17 protein-coding genes and 1 pseudogene are annotated in these 22,664 nt (G+C 34.4%); 7 read left to right on the top strand and 11 right to left on the bottom strand.

Annotated features, from left to right (window positions below; genetic code table 11):
- Positions 1 to 8: 8 nt before the first annotated feature.
- The 7 genes and pseudogenes from H8S75_RS19095 to H8S75_RS19065 form a co-directional block, all read left to right on the top strand.
- Positions 9 to 545 carry a hypothetical protein gene (locus H8S75_RS19095; RefSeq protein WP_187023001.1) on the top strand — a complete coding sequence of 179 codons (537 nt, stop codon included), beginning with the start codon at positions 9 to 11 and terminating at the stop codon, positions 543 to 545.
- Positions 546 to 586: 41 nt separating this feature from the next.
- Positions 587 to 2,827: a sulfatase-like hydrolase/transferase gene (locus tag H8S75_RS19090; protein ID WP_187023000.1), complete on the top strand. Its 2,241-nt coding sequence runs from the start codon at positions 587 to 589 to the stop codon at positions 2,825 to 2,827.
- A 42-nt stretch (positions 2,828 to 2,869) separates the two neighbouring features.
- Entirely contained in the window at positions 2,870 to 3,121 is a 252-nt protein-coding gene (locus H8S75_RS19085) for a hypothetical protein (RefSeq protein ID WP_187022999.1), read from the top strand.
- A 51-nt stretch (positions 3,122 to 3,172) separates the two neighbouring features.
- Complete coding sequence (gene yidC, locus H8S75_RS19080) at positions 3,173 to 5,320, top strand: membrane protein insertase YidC (RefSeq protein ID WP_349768948.1); 2,148 nt, start codon at positions 3,173 to 3,175, stop codon at positions 5,318 to 5,320.
- 17 nt (positions 5,321 to 5,337) lie between these two features.
- On the top strand, positions 5,338 to 7,158 hold the full coding sequence (locus H8S75_RS19075; RefSeq protein ID WP_187022997.1) for an aminotransferase class I/II-fold pyridoxal phosphate-dependent enzyme: 1,821 nt from the start codon (positions 5,338 to 5,340) through the stop codon (positions 7,156 to 7,158).
- Between the two features lie 21 nt (positions 7,159 to 7,179).
- Positions 7,180 to 8,124: an ornithine cyclodeaminase gene (locus H8S75_RS19070; protein ID WP_187022996.1), complete on the top strand. Its 945-nt coding sequence runs from the start codon at positions 7,180 to 7,182 to the stop codon at positions 8,122 to 8,124.
- Positions 8,125 to 8,281: 157 nt separating this feature from the next.
- Positions 8,282 to 8,839: pseudogene (locus H8S75_RS19065) on the top strand (transposase); the annotation flags it as partial.
- Positions 8,840 to 9,016: 177 nt separating this feature from the next.
- Here H8S75_RS19065 and H8S75_RS19060 read toward each other — a convergent pair.
- The 11 genes from H8S75_RS19060 to H8S75_RS19010 all read right to left on the bottom strand — a co-directional run bounded on the left by H8S75_RS19060 (position 9,017) and on the right by H8S75_RS19010 (position 22,651).
- Positions 9,017 to 9,343, bottom strand: a complete 327-nt coding sequence (locus H8S75_RS19060) for an EamA family transporter (RefSeq protein WP_349768947.1) — start codon at positions 9,341 to 9,343, stop codon at positions 9,017 to 9,019.
- Positions 9,340 to 9,681, bottom strand: a complete 342-nt coding sequence (locus tag H8S75_RS19055) for an EamA family transporter (protein ID WP_187022995.1) — start codon at positions 9,679 to 9,681, stop codon at positions 9,340 to 9,342. Before H8S75_RS19055 ends, H8S75_RS19060 begins: the two co-directional genes overlap by 4 nt.
- A gap of 9 nt (positions 9,682 to 9,690) precedes the next feature.
- Positions 9,691 to 10,488, bottom strand: a complete 798-nt coding sequence (locus tag H8S75_RS19050; RefSeq protein WP_187022994.1) for a glycosyltransferase family 2 protein — start codon at positions 10,486 to 10,488, stop codon at positions 9,691 to 9,693.
- The gene (locus tag H8S75_RS19045; protein WP_187022993.1) at positions 10,478 to 11,272 is read right to left on the bottom strand and encodes a sugar phosphate isomerase/epimerase family protein; all 795 of its coding nucleotides are present in this window, start codon (positions 11,270 to 11,272) and stop codon (positions 10,478 to 10,480) included. Before H8S75_RS19045 ends, H8S75_RS19050 begins: the two co-directional genes overlap by 11 nt.
- Positions 11,266 to 12,192: an NAD(P)-dependent oxidoreductase gene (locus H8S75_RS19040; protein WP_187022992.1), complete on the bottom strand. Its 927-nt coding sequence runs from the start codon at positions 12,190 to 12,192 to the stop codon at positions 11,266 to 11,268. The genes H8S75_RS19045 and H8S75_RS19040 overlap by 7 nt, the downstream gene beginning before the upstream one ends.
- Before the next feature lie 14 nt (positions 12,193 to 12,206).
- Complete coding sequence (locus H8S75_RS19035) at positions 12,207 to 13,145, bottom strand: glycosyltransferase (protein ID WP_187022991.1); 939 nt, start codon at positions 13,143 to 13,145, stop codon at positions 12,207 to 12,209.
- Entirely contained in the window at positions 13,132 to 14,271 is a 1,140-nt protein-coding gene (locus H8S75_RS19030) for an NAD(P)-binding protein (protein WP_187022990.1), read from the bottom strand. The genes H8S75_RS19035 and H8S75_RS19030 overlap by 14 nt, the downstream gene beginning before the upstream one ends.
- Positions 14,253 to 15,776: an ArnT family glycosyltransferase gene (locus H8S75_RS19025; protein WP_187022989.1), complete on the bottom strand. Its 1,524-nt coding sequence runs from the start codon at positions 15,774 to 15,776 to the stop codon at positions 14,253 to 14,255. The genes H8S75_RS19030 and H8S75_RS19025 overlap by 19 nt, the downstream gene beginning before the upstream one ends.
- A gap of 266 nt (positions 15,777 to 16,042) precedes the next feature.
- Positions 16,043 to 20,515, bottom strand: a complete 4,473-nt coding sequence (locus H8S75_RS19020) for a glycosyltransferase (protein ID WP_187022988.1) — start codon at positions 20,513 to 20,515, stop codon at positions 16,043 to 16,045.
- Between the two features lie 27 nt (positions 20,516 to 20,542).
- Entirely contained in the window at positions 20,543 to 21,874 is a 1,332-nt protein-coding gene (locus H8S75_RS19015; RefSeq protein ID WP_187022987.1) for an ABC transporter ATP-binding protein, read from the bottom strand.
- On the bottom strand, positions 21,875 to 22,651 hold the full coding sequence (locus H8S75_RS19010) for an ABC transporter permease (protein ID WP_187022986.1): 777 nt from the start codon (positions 22,649 to 22,651) through the stop codon (positions 21,875 to 21,877). It lies immediately after the preceding gene.
- Positions 22,652 to 22,664 lie beyond the last annotated feature (13 nt).

The following is a 22,664-nucleotide window of genomic DNA, read 5'->3' as shown; positions in this document are numbered from 1 at the left end:
ATCTATAAATGGATTCTAGATTTATTAACGTGCAGGCAAACTCAAAACTTAAAAGCAGACGTAATATTATCTTTTTAGCATTTTTAGTTATATGTATAATCGTTATTTTAGTTATAAATAAAATGAATATGAATTACCAGGCAAAACTCTTAAGCACAAAAAATATAAATGAAGAAGTCTTTGAAGCAGTACCTGACTTTACTGCTTATACTACAAAATCAGCTGTGCTTACTTATAATGTAGAAACATTACAAGTTGATGAGTCAAAAGCCACAATTACTGGTTGGCTTGTAAATTTAGACGATCTGGAGGCGAATGGTAATACTTATATTTTTATAAATGATAATTTTTACCCCTGCCAAATTATATCTCGAAAAGATGTTGCCGAAAAATACGACGATTCTGCATATGAAGTTTCCGGTTTTTCATGTGAGATTGATGTTTCAAACTGGTTGAATCAAGCGTATCCAATTACACTTTGCTCGATAAATAAAAAAGACAAAATCATATATCAGATACTGATTGATGATGAATTACAAAATTAATAAAAGTATAAAAAAGGCTAAGGGGGATATCGGAAAATAAAATGAAAAGGAAAATATATTTTTTATTATCATTATTAATACTAGTTTTTTGTAGTATTTATACAACAAATCAAATAGTTACAAATACTACAGGAATATCTATTAATGCTGGAGGAACTGGTAGAGAAACAATAAGGGTTTATTATGATAATAAAAGTCTAGGACCATATTTTTTTGAAGATAATTATTCAGAGATAAAAAATCTACCGAATGATCCGACGCGGTCTATATTTGTTAAATTATCCCCCGATCGCTTGGATAAAGTACGAATAGATTTTGATGGTGCAGATACTATCAGTATTAAGCAAATACAAATAAAAGCAGGGCCATTCGTTATTTATAGTTTAAAGCCAGATGATATTCTGAGATTTTTTATTTTAAAAGAGACATTGGGTTATCATATTGAAAATGGTAAGTTGGTTTTATTAGCTACAGATACAGATCCTTATTTTTATAATGATAATATTGATTTAACCCGCCTTTCTATTTGTTTAAGAATATATAAATTATTCCTATTTATAGCCTGCACCATCTTCTTTATGTGGGTGTTTCAAAGAATTAAATATGTAATAGCTCAGATTGAATGTATTGGAAAAAAAAGATTATTTAGAGAAATAGGTTCTGGTATTATTCTATCTGCAGCAGTTTGCTTTATGCATTTTATTTATGCACCTTTCGAATTGTATTTTACTAATCAAAGTGATTTTTGGTTTGATATTTACACTCTGCTTCCGATTTCGATAAGCGTATTTTTAATAGCCTTTTTTATTAGCATAGTTCTCTTTATTTATTTTTATGTAAGGGGGGGGAGACAATACAAAATCACTTTAATACTTTATTCTATATTTTTGATTTGTTCTTATATTCAAGGAAATTTTCTGCTAAGCGGTTTGCCGCCACTTGATGGGACAAATATAAATTGGAATCAGTACCAGTCTGCCAGGCTACTGTCAATTGTTTTATGGATAACGGTAAGCATAGGAATTATTGTTCTTTTTAAGTTGGCAAATTTTTCGAAAGTCAAACGTGGTGTAAAAGTAATTAGTATTTATATGTTATTAATGCTAGCTATATCATTAACTATTATGGGAATTACAACCGAGGGATATCAAAAGAAAGGAATCTTGGCATCCACTACTAAAAATGAATTTGAGATGTCTAAAAACTCTAATTTTATCATTTTAGTATTAGATGCTATAGATGCCTCCACCTTTAGTGACGTGGTAAATGCAAATCCAGAATATGAAATCCAGTTTCAGGATTTTACATATTATACAAATACAGTAGGAGCTTACCCATTTACCAAATTTTCAATTCCCTTTATCTTATCCGGAGATTGGTATGAAAATGATGAGCCTTTTAATGAATATCTTACAAAGGCAATTCACGATTCTAACTTACTAAATGTACTAGAACAAAAAAACTATAAAATGGGGATATATGATCAGGACTTAAATATTGATATTTCTGAAGATGTAGATCGATTTGATAATTTAGTAGCTATTAAAAATGAAATAAGGTCTTATAGCCAGTTTGCCTGGTTAATGGTACAAATGGGAGGAATAAAATACGCACCTTTTGATCTCAAACGGTTTTGTTATGACAGCCCCAGACGGTTTAATGAGTTAAGGACATTGCCTAAAGAATCTGAATATTCGCTTTTTAGCTGGTCGAATATTGATTTCTTTAATGATATTCCCAAAAACGATATAGCGATTACAGAAGATAATTGCTTTAAATTTATTCATCTTGAAGGTGGTCATGTACCGCACCGATATGATAAGAATCTAAATATTATCGAAAATGGCACTTATGAAGGAAATATTGAAGCAAGCATGACCTTAGTGCAGAGTTATCTGGAAATGTTAAAAAGGAATGAAGTATATGATAATTCTGTTATCGTAATCATGGCAGATCATGGCTATGATCAGTTAAATGGAAGCCAAGGAAGACAAAACCCCATTTTGCTTATAAAAGGTATTAACGAAAAGCATGAGATGAAAAAATCGTACGCTCCCATATCGTATGATGATTTACAGATTGCCTACAAGCGTCTGGTATACGGCAAAAACAGTGGTGAAGTCTTTGACTATCAATATGGCGATTTTAGAGAACGGCGATATTTATTCTATAATTATGAAGAGGACGATCACATGACAGAATTTTTGCAAACTGGTGAAGCGAATGATTTGAATACATTGATTCCTACAGGAAGAGAATTCAATCTTAAAAGTAAGAAATAATAGCATAAAAATACTATAAATTTATTAGAGGAGAGCTATACTATGAAAAAAATAACCACCTTAAAATTCACCTACTTTTTTACCCTTTTCACCCTACTCTTCAGCATGACCGCCTATGCCTACATCGACCCGGCGACCACTACCTACTTAATTCAGATTGTAGCCGGTGTCTTTATTGCGGCTGGCGCTACCATCGGTATCTTCTGGAAGAAAATAAAATTATTTTTCAGGAGAAAGAAAATGGAGCACTTGGAGAAGTCATTGACAAAAAAGGCAGAAAAGAGGGAAAAGTAAACTTAAGAGTATATGACCTACTATACGCCGCACGCATTGCGAAATCTTTAGATGATAAGGGAAGATCGGCTGCTACCGATCGTACAGGTATTAGATATGAACAATTTTTTAAACTTTACAGTTGGTATCCCATTAGGGTTTCTGATGTACTTTTGCTATTTAATGACAAAAAATTATGGGGTGGCAATTATTGTATTTACACTCCTGACTAAAATAATTCTATATCCATTAAATATTATGGTGCAAAAGAACTCAATCAAGATGGTGAAGATTCAGCCTGAGTTAAACAATATTACGGCACAGTTTCCAGACAACCCGGATCGTGCCTCAGAGGAACAGCTGAAATTATATAAGAGAGAAAACTATCATCCTCTGGCAGGCTTAATCCCCATGATGATACAAATCCCCCTGGTGCTCGGTGTAATGCAGGTTATATACAATCCGCTGCAGCATCTTTTGCGGCTTCCAGGAGGTGTGATTACGGCATTTTCCAGCCATACAATGGAACTTTTAGGGCTTACAGAGGCTGGTAGTTCCATTCAGGTGAAGGCGATCAATCTGCTCCAGCATTCGGAGTTTGTAGAGTCCTTTCGCAGTCTTAATGTTCCTGGTGTCGATTTGGATGCGGTAATCCAGACTATTCAGGGATTCGATATGACTTTCTTCGGAATCGACTTGTCAGCTGTACCGTCGCTTAGTAACTGGAATATTCTGTTGGTAGTACCTCTGATTGCTGGGGCCAGCTCATTACTTCTGTGTATTTGTCAGAATCATGTTAATGTACTGCAAAAAGAACAGGGATTTCTCGGCCGGTGGGGAATGGCCGTCTTTCTGGTCCTATTTTCCCTTTATTTCGCAATGATCGTTCCAGCGGGCGTGGGACTTTACTGGACAGCCAGCAATCTGTTCGCGATTCTTGCCATGTATCTGGTCAACTGGATGTATAAGCCCAAAGACTATATCAATTATGATGCATTGGAAAAGAGTAAAGAGGCTTTAGCTGAGAGTAAGGAGCTTGCCAAAAAGCTCCAGCTGTCCCGTGAGGACAAGATTCGCGCCAAAACCTATTACAAGGCTTTTTGCAAGGATGAGCAAAAAGAAGTTATATTCTACGCAGAAAAGAGCGGATTTTATAAATACTTTAAAAATGTAATCGAGTATATTCTCGAACATTCTGATATTAAGATTCATTATGTCACCAGTGATCCCAAGGATGCTATTTTTAACAAGATCCATCCTCAGATCATCCCATATTTCATAGATGATAATCGGCTGATTCCGATGTTTATGAAAGTCGATTCTGAAATTATGGTGATGACGACACCGGATCTTAATACTTATCATTTGAAGCGTTCCTATGTAAAAAAGGACGTGGAATATATCTATATGTTCCATGGCTTATTAAGTACTAATATGGTGGTAAATAAGGGAGCTTATGACCACTTCGATACGATTTTTTGTGTGGGACAGCACCAGATTGATGAGATTCGGGAGACTGAAAAAATGTATCAGCTGCCAGAGAAAAATTTAGTACACTGCGGTTATGGCCTTTTCGATGATATGCTGGCTGATTATCAAAAGATATCGAGATCGGAAAAAGACCATAAGGAGATATTGATTGCCCCATCTTGGCAGGAAGACAATATCTTGGAAAGCTGTATTAATGAGATGGCGGCCCAGCTTGCTTCTTCTGACTGTCACGTAACGATCCGTCCGCATCCCGAATTTATAAAACGTTTTCCTGCAAAGATGAACCGTGTCATATCAGAACTGGGCAACGGTAAATATGCCAATGTTGACATCGAGACCGATTTTTCCTCCAATAAGACCGTTTTTGATGCTGATTTACTTATAACTGACTGGTCCGGCATCGCATATGAATTCTCATATGTAACAAAAAAACCGGCACTATTCATCAATACAAAAATGAAGGTTTTAAATGAGGATTATATCCATTATGAACACCAACCGCTTGATATCACGCTTCGTGACAAAATCGGGATTTCATTGGAGAAGGACGAGATTTACAAACTGAATGAAGCCATCAAGAGATTGTTGGGAAGCGAAAGCGTTCACTACGAAAAACAGATTCAAAATCTGGTGGATACCTATGTATTCCATATAGGAGAAAGTGGAGAAATAGGAGGCCAGTATATTATTGATAAAATTATGGAGAAACGGCAAAAACACACATATTAGAAAAACGGAGGATAAAAATGCAAGCGATTATATTGGCTGCAGGAATGGGAAAGCGTCTAAAAGACCTCACTGCTGGTAATACCAAATGTATGGTGAAGGTCAATGGTGTTACCTTAATTGAGCGTATGCTAAGCCAGCTGGATAGTCAGCAGTTGAGTAAAATTGTTATTGTGGTGGGATATGAAGGGAATAAGCTCATTAATTATATTAGCACGCTGAACGTGGTTACTACAATAGAGTTTATTGAGAATCCGATTTACGATAAAACAAATAATATCTATTCTCTCGCGCTGGCGAAGGAGAAATTGCTGGAAGATGACACTCTGTTACTGGAATCGGACTTGATTTTCGAAGATGCAGTTCTTGATACGCTGGTAAAAGATCCGAGAGAAACCCTGGCATTGGTAGATAAATATGAGGGCTGGATGGATGGCACAGTTGTGAAAATCGGTGAAGACGATTCTATTAAAGAATTTGTTCCCGGTAAAAAGTTTAGATTTGAAGATATTCCATTCTATTACAAAACAGTAAATATTTACAAATTCAGCAGACATTTTTCTAAAACCCATTATGTTCCCTTTTTGGAGGCCTATTCTATGGCGCTGGGAAATAACGAGTACTACGAGCAGGTTTTGCGTGTGATTACCATGCTCGACGAGCCGGAAATAAAGGCGAAACGTCTCGATGGGCAATTATGGTATGAAATCGATGATATTCAGGATTTAGATATTGCCTCCTCTATGTTCGTTCCGGATGAGGAAGAAAAATTAAAACTGCTTCAGGTGAGGTATGGTGGGTATTGGAGATATCCTAAGCTGAAGGACTTCTGCTATTTGGTAAATCCATACTTCCCTCCGCAAAAGCTAATCGATGAAATAAAAGCGAACACAGAAAAGATTCTGACTCAATATCCATCAGGGGCATCCGTAAATTCTCTTCTAGCTGCCAAAAACTTTGGTGTTCATCAGGAACATATTGTAGTTGGTAATGGGGCGGCGGAATTAATAAAAGATGTCCTGAGTTTATTCTCTGGCAATATTGGTTTTATACGCCCTACTTTTGAGGAGTATCCCAATCGCTGTCAACCGGATAAATGCATTGTCTACATTCCTGATCCAGTAGATTTTACATATAACAGCAGTGATCTTATCACGTTTTTTGATAGCAAGAACCTCCAAATGCTGGTTTTGATAAATCCTGATAATCCATCCGGCAACTATATAAACAAAAGTGAGCTTTTAAAGCTCTGCAATTGGACTGGACAGAAGGATATCCGATTATTGATTGATGAGAGCTTCTGCGATTTCGCCGAGGAACAGGATAATACGCTGATTACAGAAGAGATTTTAAGGGAATACCCACATTTACTGGTAGTAAAAAGCATCTCCAAATCATATGGTATTCCTGGTGCCAGACTTGGCATTTTGGCTTCAGGAGACGAAGAATTTATCCGCACTATAAAAAATGGGCTGACAATTTGGAATATTAACTCTTTCGGAGAATTCTATATGCAGATAGCCGAAAAGTATAAGAGTTCTTATAAGTTGGCACTGGATAAGTTTAAGGACGAGAGAAAGTATCTCTGGGACGCGTTGAGGGAAATTCATGACATCTGCGTGTTTCCGTCTCAGGCAAACTTTTTTATGATTGAACTCAAGGGAGACATGACTTCAGCTAAACTGGCAATTATACTTTTGATAAAATACGATATATTCATAAAAGATCTGTCGAATAAGATACACTGCGACGGCAGACAGTTTATCAGGGTCTCTATAAGAAATCATGAAGATAATGAGGCGTTTATCCAGGCTTTAAGACAAGTAATGGATCACGAATGATACAAAGAGAGGGGACCGCATATGAAAGTTATATCCTTTGATAAGATTACAGAAATGGCTGTATCACCTTTACAATGTTATGAGTGGGTCTCTGAAACAATTAGTCATAAAAAGACAGCCCTGCTTCCTCCAAAGATCAGTCTAAAACCGGAAATACCAGGCGTTTTTTATAATACTATGCCGGCAATCCTTCCTCATGCAAACTGGGCTGGAGTGAAACTTGTTACCAGATATCCGCAACGGGCTCCCAGCCTCGACAGTCAAATATTGTTATATAACCTGAAAACAGGTGAAAATTTAGCTTTACTAGATGGAAATTGGATTACAACTATGCGAACAGGTGCAGTTGCTGCGCATGCCATTAAACTACTTGCCAAAAAGGACTTTAAGGAAATCGGCATCATCGGGCTTGGCAACACGGCGCGGGCTGCTCTGAAAGTTCTTCTGGCACTATATCCGGAAAATAACTTCACTATTAAATTGAAGAAGTATAAAAATCAACACGAGTTATTTATCCGGCGTTTTCATGGGTATAGCAAAATTCAATTTGAAATTTTAGATACTTATGAGGAGGTTGTATGCAGCAGTGATGTCATAATATCTGCGGCCACAGTTTTTGATCACGACGTCTGCCCGGACGAATATTTTAAAGAAGGTGTTCTGGTTGTTCCCATACATACCAGAGGGTTCACAAATTGCGACCTTTTTTTCGACAAAGTATATGCTGATGATATCGATCATGTAAAGGGATTTAAGTATTTTGACCATTTTAAATTCTTTTCAGAAATTACTGATGTAGTGAACGGCATCACCCCGGGAAGGGAGGATGACAGGGAGAGGATTCTCGCTTATAATATCGGAATTGCTGTACACGACATTTTCTTTGCGGGCAAGCTGTATGAAATGATTGGTGAGAAATGCCAGGAGATTTCTTTGCATGCACCGGTGGAGAAATTTTGGATTTAACTTTAATGCCAGGTGAGAATATTCCGTTAATCATTAGTAGTCTGAGAAAGTTTTTTGTAATTTAAGATTTATAAGGTCTTCTATGATAAAATAAAAATCATAGGAGGCCTTTTATTATGGCGAGAGATTAAAAACGTACACAGAGTACAAATGACTGAAGGAAGCCGATGAATTGGCCAATGCCCAGAAATATGAGCGTTCTGCCAGGCGTCAGGGTTACCGTTCAGGACGCTATAAGAGGAATTTCCAGATAACTGCCGGAGAAGCGGAATCTAATGTCCCTAAGCTGTAAGGGGGCCCTTTTGAAACAGCCATCATTGAGCGCTACCGCCGCAGGGAATCCTCCGTAGAAGAAGCCCTGTTAGAAATCTACTTGGCAAGTGTCTCCTAGTACCATCAGTAACTTGAATAAAAAGGCTTATGAGCATATTTAAATATATCGCAGCCGCCCGTTAGAAAGCCTGGTTTATTGCTGAAAAGCTCCGAGAAATGAAATTCTCTTCCATTGCCAGGAAACTTGACAATGGCATCGAAGAAACGCTTTCATATATCTATTTTCCTCCAGCACTAGACGAGGATTCGTACCAACAACACTCCAGGGCGGTTGAACCATGAGATCAAGCGCAGTACGAAAGCAATTGGCGTATTCCCTGACGGACAGAGTGCCCTGATGCTTGTATGCGCCAGACTCCGTCATGTAGCCCGAACTAAGTGGTGAACCAAACGCGATATGAACATGGACCGTATCCGTGGGATGAAGGCGGAGGCAAATTCTAATGACATGGCCGTATGACTGCCGGCTGCCAGTCGGCAAAATTTAAATTTGCGGAAAACAACGCTTGACACTATCTAATTATACGGCATCGACATTTACATTCTATTATTATTTCTATCATACTGCAATAATAATACTTCCCAAAACGATTAAGACAATCCCTATAATTTTTTTTTGTGTAATACCTTCTTTCAAAAAGCAATAGGATAATACAAACGTCCATATATATGTAATCGAAGTTAAAGGAAGTACCACAGAATAATCCAAGAACTTCAAAATGTAAATATTCAATATTGCTGATATCAGATATAATAAACCACCTAAATAAAATGCTGGCGTTATAACTAATATTTTTATTTTTTTTGCATCTGATGCCTTTTTTAAATAGAAGCTTCCACAGGCACCTAAAATAGTCATGATGATTAAAACGATATAATACTTCACGACTCATCACCTCCTGCAATTAATATGACTCCAGAGATGATAATCAAGACACCGATACATTTGAGCAGAGTAATAGTTTCTTTCAGGACAAAGGCTGAAAGAACGATACTAAAAACATAATTTAGGCTTAACATTGGCTGTAAAACAGATAAGCTGCCAAAACGATAAGCTACCATCATAACAAGTGCGCCTAACCCATACAATAGGAAACCAACAAAAAGGAACGAGGTCTGCCCTCCGGTAGAAAGTTTCCAGAAAAGCTGTCCTAGACAGACGCAGACAGATGAGCAGCACATGAGAAGTATTCCAGTTTTATTTTTTTTAATTGATTCTATCATAGCAGGCTCTCACTTTTGTGGATTATATTTTCCAAGCATATTAGAAAATAGTATTTTTAACAGTTCTGAATTTCCTTTCAAAAAACTAATTTTAGTAGGGACTTTTCCTTTTATAGGGTAAGCTCTTGTCACTGGCACTTCACATACACGCAATCCTATCTGAGATGCTCTGGTCGACAAATATGCAAGTAACTCATATGTATTGAAAATATCCCGTAGTGGTTGTACCTTGGGATTGGTTAAATAATTTCTTGAATGTCCGCGAAACGCATTGGTAGTATCGGTAAAGTGATGGTGGGCTGTTAGTGAAATAACCGGAGCATGAAGCAAACGTACCGATAAATATCGAAGAAAAGGGGTATTAATTGCTTTTCCCCCTTTGATAAAACGTGATCCCTGAATAAAATCATAGCCAGCTTCTAATTTTTCTATAAATTTAGGTACATCCTCAATACTGTCTTTGTTATTTCCGTCTATAGTAATAATGCCTTTATAGCCTCGTTCCAGTGCCCACCAGATCCCCATGCGCAGTTGTGCCCCCTGTTTGCCCGGCCCTTTCTTAATGAGCAGAGTATTGACCCCCAATGCTTCCAGTAAGGTATTGTCTGTAGAACCATCAATTGATCCGCCATCACAGATAATAATATCGGCAATCGTATCAATCTTATATTTTCTGGCCCGCTTCAACTCATCATGTATTCTTTGGCCTTCATTAATAATAGGGATGCATATACAATAGTTTGATTTTTTTTGTACAAATTCCTCAGAAACAAAATTGGGTACACCTGGTATACTGTTATATTTCATAAAATACCTCTTTCACATAGGATAATGCATCAAACACTCGTTGCAGATCCTCCTGTTTTCCCATTTCTATAGATATAAATTTAGAGTATTGGCCCGCTAAAATACAAGCCAATTGCCTATGCAGTTTTCTTTTTTGTATACCAGCCAATCCTGGTTCGCTAATATGGATGTGGTTAATTAAATCTATATTATCAGCAATTATATCTAAAGGCTCTTCATTGTAAATCATAGTACCAATATCTAAATTGACAAGAAATCCTTCGGATTGTACCTCTTTTACCATTGAAAAGGCTTCTGCAGTCGAAGTTATGAAATTGGTATTATATATAACCGGATTAGCCTCCAATGCAATAACCGTATTTCTATTATGAGCATATTCTCCTATTGCTGAGAAAAAATCCACTGCTATATTATAATCACCAGAACAATTTATACTTCTGTTTTTAGGGCACCCAAAAACAAGATTATGGCATTCTAATGCAGCCGCAAAATCAATGGCCTTTTTTGTATATTCCATAAGCAGCTTTCTTTCTTTTACAGATTGAAACATTTTCTCTGTCTTTCCGTACCAGATAGATTGCATAGAGGAAATCTTCAAATGATAGGATTTTGATAAATACTCTTTGAAATCATGTGCTTCTTTTACACATTCGTATGGATTATTTGGAAAAACTCTGGTAGGTGCTATTTCAAGGCCCTGAATATTATTATCAAAAAGGTATTTGTAAATCTCCTGATCGTATTTTGAATCCCAACTAATGTTTGATATTGATAATTTTAACATGATTGCTCCTGTATAAATGTTTTGATTTCGGCTAAAACATTATCCTTATCAAAAATATAACCTCTTTTACCGCCCATAAGTGTATCATGCTTAGTCTTGAAATCATAATAAGGTGGATTATTTGATATTATATTCTGAAACTTTTTACCTTCCAAATAATGATATAACTCCGCAATGCCGATTGGTTCAGTGGCTAAATTTAAAAGATAAAGATCATTTTCTAATGCATACTGAATATGATTCCACAGATGTTTCAAATTGTAGAACTGAAATACACCACGGCTGTCCGTAAAATTAAGTGCAGAAAATCCCAGTTCTTTAAAAATAGTTCTAAGTGCTTCTTTTTCTTCACAAGATATGTCACTGCATTTATAAAATCCATTATTCTGCAATTTGTAATAGTTATTAAGTTCAGGTCTGACAGTTGCAAGTTTTCCAAACTTTTCATTTTGGATCATGGACGGAATATAATGTATATAATCATATATAAAATTCTTTTTTATATTTTTACCAAAGAGGCCTGGCAGTCTAATAATTAAAGTTTCTGGTAAATAATCTCTAACTTTCTGTTCCAGATAATAACGATTGGCTCCATAAGGTTGCAAATCTTCAGAAATTATGGGAGTATCCTCATTAACGTTTATTGGACTTTTATAAACATCAATAGTAGAAATCAATACTAGCTTTCTAGGCTGAATTTGCTGAATATTATAAAAAGCATTTTCAATATTGCTCAAATCTTTATTGGAGTCTTGATTTGCAAGAAATTTTTCAGCACGAATTCCAGCATAGATTAATAAATCAGGTTTACATCCATATGCATGTTTAATATTTTTAGAATTATACCTTTCTGTAAAATTATATTGGCAAGATAAATTGGAACCAACAAAGCCAGTATAACCAACTAACATCGTTTTCATATAGCAGATCCTCTTTAATTAGTGATTTTTTCAATGGATTCTATAATATATTTTTGTTTATTAAAATTTATTTTTAGTATTAAGGACATATACTTTATGATGATTGTTAATATTACAAAGAGACCCAAAAAAGCAAAAGACAGGAAAAGCATTGTAGTTGTCCAACCAACTACAGGACGTCCTCCAATATAAATACAAACTGTATAAATTCCTGTAAGGGTAGTAATAAGCATCATAATATAAGCAAAGATCATAGAAAAACGGTATGCAATATCTGTATAAAGTATCATAGCATCCAAAGCAGTATCCTTTTGCTTATGAAGGGTATCTTTATCTTGAAATGACAAATAGCTCTCATTATCATATGTAATTACATCCGTCTTTAAACCACAATTTGCATAAACAGCCTTCCGGTATGGAATTGTCCTACTCATGGAATGAACCCTGTTAATTCCGCGTCGTGACAAAATTCTGAAAGATTCTGTACGCAGAAGATACTGAGTGTGAGACAAACGATTAAAAACGGCATAAAAAATTTTTGAAGATGTACGTTTCCCATGAAGTGGTGCGGCTGCGACGATATCATAGCCTTGTAGAGAACGCTGGTAAACATCTATAATCAGGTTAGAAGAATATGATGCAAGCGGTAGATCAAATTCAAAGACAAAATCCCCGATAGCCAGATCAACGCCAGCATTCATTGATAGTTCAAGGCCCTGATAAAAACTCATATTTAATATGCTGATTACATTCCCTTTGACCGCAGATGCATATCTTTTTATTTCTTTTATACTCCCATCTGTAGATGCATCATTAACACATATAATTTCATACTTTTCAAAACTATTACGAAGAGTCTCATTAACTAATTCAAGAAAACGATATATCTGCGTTTCTTGATTATAGACATATACAACAGCCGATATAAAATTTTTTTCTTTATTTAGCAGCATTGTTAAGCACCTCATCCAAATCGTAGACTGTATTAATTTTTCCAGATAATACACTGATGAAAGTAGGATCTGTAGAGTATTGTTTTATCACAGTTGGACGCGAATCATCAATCTCGGAAACTTTTAAAATTGGCTTCATTGAGAAAAGGGAATGTGAGTATTCAAAACCATACTCTTTTTTTAAATATTTTTTCGCTAAACTAGACATAAATGGCCAAGCACTTTCTGGTTTAGCAGGACAATCATTACAATTTCCCAATTGTTTTGGAGAACATTTTTCTTCGCTTCGTTTTTGACAGTCGAAAGTGGGTACCGCCTCATAGCTGGTAATATGAGGCGTAAAAGTCACGGCAGTTAATGAATGATAACCAGTTTTTCCAAATGGCATAATGGAAAAAAATGGTCCATCCATAACAGTAATTCCTACATTTTTTAACTTTTCATTTACGTTACACAGAATAATTTCACATAATTCATACTTGATTTTAAAAGGTTCGTACCCTAGCATTCTGCTAATTTGATTTGTAGAAGCATAAGTAGCATTTAACAAAAAATCAGTTTCATATGTAGTTCCATTTTGCATATTTAATTTAAAATATGTATCTTGTTTAATTATTTCTGAGATACTTGCATTATAACAAATTTCTACGTTAGGAAATTTAGACAGTTGATTTAGCAAATATTCCTTTAGTATACCAGCATCATATGTATATTCTTCTGTCATAAACGCACCGTCGCACATTCCTGGATTAAAATATTTGTCGGGATTAACATCATCGCACCGAATTTGTGTGTTTTTACAAAAATTTCTAAATTGCGATGCATTCGTCCAAGAAAAATCTGCAGAAGTTGCGTAAATCTGATCAAACTTTGTTAGTACACAAAAGGAATAGTCTTCCATAAACCGATTAAAATAGTGAGCAGATTTTATAGCTGTTGAATAGGATCGTGGGTAATGGTATCCCATATGTACGCGAGCTTGATTTATGTAAGTTGCTCGACGAAAAGGGGTTGGATCATGTTCTAGCACTAATACCCTTTCTTTTTTATTACACATTTTCCCTAATGCATTAGCGGAATATAAGCCATATAATCCAGCGCCTAAAATTATTTTGCTATAACGCATTTATTACCTCCTGGTAAGTGAAACTTAAATATCTTATTTTCTGTGCTATTAATCGAATTTAAGCTAATCATATTGCATGCCAATAATAATGGTAAAAGAGGATATTGATACCTGGGACTTATATAGATAAGGCAATGGAGAAGCATAATTCCACAAAATGGCAATTGAAAAAACAATTTATCTGTTATTGATGATTTAAATGCAGTTGACAAAAGAAAAGTATTTAAAAGAACCAGATAAATTATATTGGATAAACTCCCCCAACTCCAGATAATGGCTGGTATGTTACCACTTAAAATTTGTTCAGGCGAATTAACAAAAATATATTGTAAATCTCTATATGTACCATCTCCACGTCCTAAAAGTATATACATTTTTTCAAGCACTAATCTTATAATAGTTTTTAAATCATATGAAGATATATTAATAAGAGCTTTTTGTAACATTTCTTTCTGCACATTGTCAACCGAATTACTATTTCTGACCTGGGTTAAGGTAAGCGCTGCCTTTTCAGACCATGATCCCCAATTTGTAATATCCGTTCCCAAATATAAAGGCCAGCCAAAGGTGGGCGTAGACATTCCTCCTAACAGTTGTTTTACATAATACAGATATCCGTATTTTACTAGGTTATAGAAAACTAACATCACAACTAGTTGAAGAATATCATCCATAAGTTTTTTCTTGCTTTCTATGTTGCAGATTATCAAAATTGCAAAAGTTATTATAAATATAGTTGTAATAGATCGTAGTTGTTCAGATAATCCTAAAAATAATCCTGATAAACTTATAAATAGCCACTTATAATGTGTGAATGCTGTTTTACATTTTATGTAAAATAATATTCCGCTAAAAAGAAATACTAAAAACATAGGTTCAGATAGCATGTAAACAGAATTTAATATATTTTCTGGCCAAACGGCTAAACATATTGCACCTATAAAAGATAACTTTTGCCCTACAAAATTATTACATATTTTGTAAAACAAATATGTATATAAAAATGTGAAAAATATATTAAGCATAAGAGGAGCGAAAACATTATTTCCCCATATTAAGTAACTTATAGAAAAAATTTTAGATATCAATAATTGATTCACAGCTACTGTTGCCATATAATTTTTTAGTTCATCTGAAATTGGATATCCCCTAAACAACGCCTGTGATATTTCCCAATACCCCTCATAATCGCTGATCTGCAAAACAGAAAAATTAGATATTAGTATATAGCGAGGTAAAAAAACAATAAGAAATAGCAGTAATACTAGTTTACATTCAGAAATACTTATATTTCTTGTATTAAAACTATGTGTTTTAAACCATCGAAATATAAGGAGTACTGCAATCCAAGCTATAAAATAGGTTAGGATACCATCAAGCCTGAGACAGCCCCCATCTATAATTGAGTCGTAATTTCTTTTAATTTGTATTATAATAATCCATAAAACAATCCATAAAGAAACTAATAGCGCTATTAATTTTTTTAAGTGTTGAGATAGTTTCATCTATGTAAGGCTCCTTTTTAATTAATACTCACCCTTCCAACTGACATGGCTAATGGTTATACATTCACAAATATTTTATCTAAAATTATAAGTAAAATATTAAATTTTATTATACAGATGACTTCTCCTTCATATATGCCGTAATTCAGAGTTATGGATTATCTCCATAACTCTTCAGTACAACATCTTTTTCTGGGACTTATATGATCAGAAGGAAGCTTAATTATAGAGATCTATATATATCTTTAATAGCCCCCAATTAGTAATTACAAAATATTTACTTCTGAATTTGTGTCCCAAGTAATCCCTTTACGTTTTTTATGCATTGTCCATTTTTTACCCCATTTTTTTTCAAAACGTTCTTTATTTTGATCATATATATCATGAAATTTTTTATCCTCTAACTTTTTAAAGGAAGCTCCTTCAAAATGATGAATAAATGCATCCTCTGCGATAGCTAACTCATAGCCCTTTTGCTTTACTGCTTCTGCATAATCATCATCTTCGAACATACCAACTTCATACATTTCATCTAATAGACCGCAGGAATCAATAACATTTCGCTTTATCATAGTACAGAATAATGCAAGAACATTAGGATTTTTATATTCGGAATTGAGATGATCAGTCGTATAACGATAAGCGAAACTGTACATTTCTTTTACAGAATGATAATTAACCTTTATTTTTGCTTCGTTACCAATAGAATTAGTAACAGGTCCACACATACCAAGCTTTGAATTGTTCTCTAAATGCTTTGCCATTGCAGTAATCCAGCCTCTTGTTACGACTGTATCATTATTAAGCAGCAAAACATATTCTCCAGAAGAAGCATTTATTCCAACATTGTTACCACCTGCGAACCCCTTATTTTCTTTGTTCAAAATCAACTTTACTCTGGCATCGTCCCTTTCCAAAGTTCTTAGATAGTCTGTGGTTCCATCTGTAGAACAATTATCAACCACAATTAATTCATAGTTGGCATAGGCCGTATTATGAAGTATACTGTTCATGCATATTTTGTTTATCTCTAGATTATTATAGGTTAAGACTATTATACTTACTTTAGGAACAGCACGCCTACATACTTCATAAAAATTTTCATATCTAATCTGCCAATCATTTTTTAATGCAAATGCCATTTTTTCAGTGTCGCTAGCTAAGCAATCTTTATTTTCCAGACAAATTTTAATGTATTCAAGGAATTGATGATTGTCATTTGATAAATAAACATATTTGTCCTTAAAGGGTTCCAGCTCAGGAATATCTGTTGCAACTATTTTTTTTCCAGCACTAAGATATTCATAAAATTTTACCGGATTAGTAGCTTTTATTAAATCCGTTGAAGTATCAAATGGAATAAGGCAGACGTCAAAACATTCTAAATATTTCGGTAATTCATTATAGGGTATTTCACCCAGTAACTTAATATTGTTATATTTGGACAACTGTTTTTCACCTGCTGTAACACGTCCAATAATTACAACATCACAGTCAGGCATATTTTGAGCCACATAAATTACCTTTGAATAATCAAACCATTCAGCAACAGCACCATAATAGCCAATAATTTTTCTTTCATTCTTATGTTCAACTGCCGCCTTATGGAAATGTGCATACTCGGTTCCATTTCTAATGATCTCAATATTTTTATTAAATTTTTTTGCTATATCATAAAGAAATTCAGAACTGGCAACAACATAATCAGATAATTCCAACAGTTTCTTACAGTTTTCTTTTACTAAACTTTCTGCTGGATTCAAAAAACCAGTGAAATCATCCATGTAATCAGTTATTATTTTAAATCCATACAAATTTCTTAAATGTTCAGCCGTAAAAATCCAATTGGGATAATCGACAATTACTACTGCATCACGTATACAATAAGTATTCATTATTTTATCTAATTTTTCATGAAGTAATGATAACTGTTCATGCCAATCAGTCAAATGTATTGCAGTCGACTGATCATTATATATATTAATTACATATAAATCATTACATATTCTAACTACTGAATCCGGATTAAAATGGTTGGCATTTACATAGAACACTCTATGCCCATTTTCTGCAAAACGACTTGCAAAATGCTGCGGCCTCTGATATCGATAATCGAAATCTATTACTCCCAATAAAATGACATCAAAATTTTCATAATCAGAGTTCAGAATGTTTTGCAATTCCTGATTAAAAACATCTTCCATAATTTTAATGCGAGAATTCCAAGTGTTTTGCAATGCAATTAATGGTCCATTTTCAATGGCTAAATCGTGGCATTTTTTTGTTACCATTTTATCTAAATAAAATAAGAACTCATCAACACCATTCGCACAAGCTATAAAATCACATACAAAATTATCCATTTCTTTCATGGAGGAGGTAACTACAGGAAGACCAAGTGCACAATACTCAAAAAATTTAATTGGTGATACACAATCCATTTTATCATTGATAATAAAAGGAATTGTTGCTACATCGAAATATTTCGCATAATCTGATAATTCTTTATATGGTTTTAAACCCAGCAAATGGACATTGGAGAGATTATCAATTTCTGATGTATCATAAATTGCTTTACCGATAAAAACAAATTCATAATTTGGTCTGGCAGCTGCGAGTTCTCTCACTAATTCATAATCCAGCCATTCGGCTAAATATCCATAATATCCTATTATTTTATGTTTTTTAGAAAGTATTGGCTTCATATCCTCTGGAACATAATTATTATGTATATTTAAAAAATCCTCTGGATTAACAGCATTAGGTAAATAAATAGGGTCCCTTCTATTTTCCAAGCAGTTTAACAACGGAGAAGCCACATAACTCACAAAAGAAGCTTGCCGAACTATTGTAGTGTGTAATTTATCATAATATTTATCGTAATATGGAAACAGATCCAACTTATCCAGTATATGGTACCATATTTGCTTGTTGGCAATTTGATTGATGAACGACAACGAACCTAACCAGGTTAGGAGAACAAAAACCTCTCTGTTATCTATAGCCTGCAATAACTCCTTTTCATGCACTATGAATAGACCAGGATAAGCCTCCCGATAAATATTCTGAAGGCTCGGATGCTCACAAAAAAAACATAACCAGCCATTATTGGCAAAGGCCTTCAACAACTGCTGTGGAGTCTGTAAAGGTTCCCAATATACAACATGCGGATATATCATAATCCTCATATCCTTATTAGAATTCAGTACTTCCTTAATAGCCATATATTCATTTGAATTCAAATCTATGTTTGATACCAAACGCTGTTGCTCTTCTTGAAGATGCTTTGCTAAAGGAGCATTGCTAAGCATTATATCATCAGTCACCTTTAGAGTAGAATTTATTTTAGCTCCACTAACTTCATCAAGAATACTTATCACATTCCAAATCGGGTTATACCTGCGCTCAGAGTCACCGCCTTTTTGACAGAGTTCAGATTTCAACCATTTACCGAAACTCTTCCTTTCATCTTTCGTGCCTTTCAAAAATTGATATTTAAGACGAAACATAAAATGAACAGTACGGAATGTTTTGGTAGAAGCCATATAAACACATTTTTGTTTTGCTCTATGAATAATGCTTTCTTTATTTTGAAGCTCTTTATCTAACTGTTTTTTTTCTAAAAGTAGAGTAGCATATTTTTCTTTTATGCTTTTTAGATCTTTAATTTCTTCCTTTAATAAATTATAGTTATTTCTATATTCTGCCAGTTCCTTTGCAATCTCCTCATTTTTTTCAGCGTAAGTAGCCAACTTTTTTTTATGACTTTGAATTTCATCTTGAAGCGAACTATTTGCCTTTGTAAGTTTTCCAATGGTCTCATTGTTTTCTTGAGTTAAAGAGGTCATTAATTTCTTCTGGTTTTGAATTTCCTCCTGAAGTAAACTATTTGTTCTGATTTGATCTGTAAGCTGTTTTGACGAGGTCTCAATTAATAATCCGCGTTTGTTGAACTCATCACTTACTAAGGAATAATCAGTATTTAATTTTTCTAGTGTATTTTTAAGTTCTGCTATCTGAACATTATAGTATTCTTCGATTTCCTTTTTTTGATTATTCCATTGAATTAAATCAGAATTTTTTATTCCTTTGTAGATATCATCAATTCTTGCAGTTATAATATCCTCCTTATGTGAAGAATATACCAGCAAAACTTGCTGGTCAGGATAAAGCGTACCCGGAATTTCACTTCCATTTACTGTTTCCAGATTCACCAATGTAAATTCACCTATCTGTAAAGGAATTATATTTGTATCAAATTTAAAAAAATGCTCATCAATAGTAAGTTGTTCCCGAAAAGGCATTTGTAGAATAAGATAATGCTTAGTGACCATTGCCATCTTTTCAGCCATATCCCATGGCGTATAAAAATGCTCTAACACATTAGAACAATAAACTATATCAATTTTTTTCCCTGTATCCAGAGTTGAAATATCACCCTGTTCAAATTGATAGATGGGATATTTTTTTTTCGCAATCTCTATGGCGCTATTAGCAAAATCCATACCACATACTTTCGTATTTAAATATTGTGACAGTATATTTACAGCCTCTCCACAAGCACATCCCATATCACAAATTATATATTTATTCATGCGTATAGATTTTACTAACCAGGCAGGAAGAAGACGGCAGGTTATTTCGGCAAAAAATTCTGTTTGTTCTTCTCCAGAATATTTATCCCAATCAGTCTGAAAACGCTTGTCCCAGTATTCTTCACTATTAATTAATTGATTCAAATCATTTCCTCCATTCTCTATATAGTCCTAATGAGCCGCTTTTTCTATTTTTATTCCATCAACTTCCCAGACATGTTTCAGACTTAAGATTCCAAATTCATTAATTACCGGCGATGTAATACGAAACTCAGAAACGCTACAGATTGTGTCATAAGGTGAATAATCGGCATTTTGAGCGCCGATATCCAAATAATATTTTCCCGGCAGCAGAGTATTATTTTCAAGGATAATTCGTGTGATTCCTGTTTCATTTGCAGTTATAACATGGTTGGAATCTAGCAATATGCTGGATCCATAACAATATACACCATCATCTCTGGTAATACCAATTGTAAAATTAGTAGATACCTGTGACTGATGGCTGATATAAGTCATTTCAATAATAATAGTTTCTCCGGTTCTAAAAACTTCAGCAATATCATTACTGGAATTCCTAATAAAAACATTTGTAAACTCAACAACCTTATTTCCTCTTCGTACAGCTTTAGGTCCACAAAATTCAGGAAGCTCCGGTAAACTTTTAACATCTTCTTTCGTTTCTGCTTCAGTTATTCTGACTACTGATTCTTCAGCTTTTTTCCCCTTTTTGGCAATCTTCTCCTCTTCAATCCGATCCAAACGTTTTTCTTCCATTAAGGTTAAATAATGATCGTCGACAAATTTAGGTATACCTTCTTCTCTAATTAATCCATTTTCAATCCAGATACATCGATCACAGATCTGCTCGATCTGCCCCATTGAATGAGATACTATAACTATAGTAGTACCGCTAATCTTGATATCTTTCAGCTTTTCAAAACATTTCGCCTGAAAGCTGACATCTCCTACTGCCAATATTTCATCAATTAATAAAATATCTGCATCAACATTAATTGCTACTGAAAAGGCCAGTCTCATATACATACCAGAAGAGTATGTTCTTACCGGATTATCAATAAACTCTTCTAACTCAGAAAAAGCTATAATATCATCAATTCGTTCATTAATCTCTTTTCTAGTTAGTCCGAAAATCGATGCATTGGTGTAAATATTTTCACGGCCGCTCATATCCGGATGAAAACCTGCGCCTAACTCCAGTAAACTAGATACTCGTCCTTTTACCTCAATGCTTCCTTCTGTGGGGTACATGATACGGCTTATTAGTTTCAGTGTAGTACTTTTACCGCAGCCATTCTTTCCGATAAGTCCTACAGCCTCACCTTTTTTAATATTTATGCTAATCCCTTTCAGAACCCAACGTTCTTCATAGTAGTTTCTTTTTCGAAACAGTAGTTTCTCCTTTAAACTAGTTCCTTTATCATAAAATACTTTAAATTTCTTTTTTACATTTTTTACTTCTATAACATTACTCTGTTCCATTTATAACTCCTCCACAAAGTTTCTCTGCAACCTAGAAAATACAGCACTGCCTATTAAAAGCATAAGAAGCCCCAGTATAAACGCATGTAAAAGTGTGGAAATCTGCGGAATGGTTTTATAATATAAAATATCTCTGTATACAATTATGATTGGTGTCATAGGATTCAAATTAAAAATTGGAAGCAATTGTTCTGGTACCAAATCTACAGAATACATGACAGGCGTAAGGTACATCCAAGCCATAGTTACAATTCCCAAAATGTATTCCAGATCTCTAAAATATACTGTTAATGCTGCTGAAAGCAATCCAATTCCTAACGCCAGAATATACTCTACTATCATGACCACCGGAAGATAAAGCAATGCGTTTAAATTGATACCAAAACCAGTTATAATTAGTACACAAAAAATAACGAGAAAGCAAAGAAGCATATTTACAAAGGAACTGGTAACATAAGAGATGGGTAATACTTGCCGTGGAAAATAAATCTTCTTAACCATATCCTGCTGACTTAAAATTGAAGTTGCGCCTCCGGTAATAGCAGAGCTGAAAAATATCCAAGGTACCAATGCCACAAATAAAAACAAATAAAATTTATCTATACCCGCTCGCATAATAACGGAAAAAACAACAGTGTATACCATCAATTGCAGTAAGGGATTAATAAAAGTCCATAAAAAGCCTAAGACTGAACCTTTATAGCGACCTCTCAAATCTTTTCGAACTAAACTAACTATCATTTCACGGTATGCATATAGTTCATTTAACAGCTTCACTTTTGCCTCCATT

The sequence above is a fragment of the Hungatella hominis genome (assembly GCF_014288005.1).
GTDB lineage: Bacteria > Bacillota > Clostridia > Lachnospirales > Lachnospiraceae > Hungatella > Hungatella effluvii.
The sequence above is the reverse complement of the archived record's forward strand: the minus strand, read 5'-3'. Positions and strand labels throughout refer to the sequence as shown.